Raw genomic sequence first — 1,146 nt, forward strand, 5'->3', positions numbered from 1 at the left:
TATTGAACCTGTTGTGACGTTATCACATTTTGAGATGCCACTTCATTTAGCGAAACATTATGGTGGATTTAGAAATAGAGAAGTTGTCGATTATTTTGTGCATTTTGCGCGTGTTGTATTTGAAAGATATAAAGATAAAGTTACATATTGGATGACGTTTAATGAAATTAATAATCAGATGGACACATCAAATCCTATCTTTTTATGGACGAATTCTGGGGTAGCATTGACAGAAAATGATAATCCTGAAGAAGTCTTGTATCAAGTAGCACATCATGAACTTTTAGCCAGTGCTTTAGCAGTTCGTCTTGGTAAAGAGATTAATCCGAAGTTTAAGATTGGAACAATGATTTCACATGTACCCATTTATCCATATTCGTGTCATCCGAAAGATATGATGGAAGCACAAATTGCGAATCGCTTACGTTTCTTTTTCCCGGATGTCCAAGTGAGAGGTTATTATCCAAGCTATGCTAAAAAAATGTTGGCACGAAAAGGATATGATGTTGGATGGCAAGAAGGGGACGACAGTATTTTACAGCAGGGCACGGTTGATTATATTGGCTTTAGTTATTACATGTCTACGGCTGTAAAACATGATGTTGATACTACAGTTGAAAACAACATCGTCAACGGTGGTTTGAATCATTCTGTGGAGAATCCGCATATCGCAACGAGTGATTGGGGTTGGGCGATTGATCCAGATGGCTTAAGATATACATTGAATGTGTTATATGATCGTTATCAGTTACCACTTTTTATTGTGGAAAATGGTTTTGGTGCAGTTGATGAAGTGGTAGATGGACATATTCATGATGATTATCGCATTGAATATTTAAAAGCACATATTACAGCAGCGATAGAAGCAGTTGATCAAGATGGTGTAGATTTAATCGGTTATACACCGTGGGGAATCATTGATATTGTTTCATTTACAACCGGTGAAATGAAGAAACGCTATGGTTTAATATATGTTGATCGAGATAATGATGGTCATGGCACGATGGAACGCTTGAAAAAAGATTCGTTCTATTGGTATCAACAAGTGATAGCATCAAATGGAGATAAATTATAAAGGTATATTATAAGTATTTTAGGGTTAGAGCCCGAGACATAAATTAATATAGTAGGACCTACAGTGTTATA

Annotated in this window: 1 protein-coding gene; it reads left to right on the forward strand. The window is 36.0% G+C overall.

All coding sequences use genetic code 11. The features are described 5' to 3' along the window. Positions 1-1,075: family 1 glycosylhydrolase (locus IDG60_RS15130; RefSeq protein ID WP_206160866.1), on the forward strand; the 1,075-nt coding region annotated here is incomplete at its 5' end. Between the last annotated feature and the right edge of the window lie 71 nt (positions 1,076-1,146).

This window comes from Staphylococcus sp. EG-SA-2, from assembly GCF_017152085.1.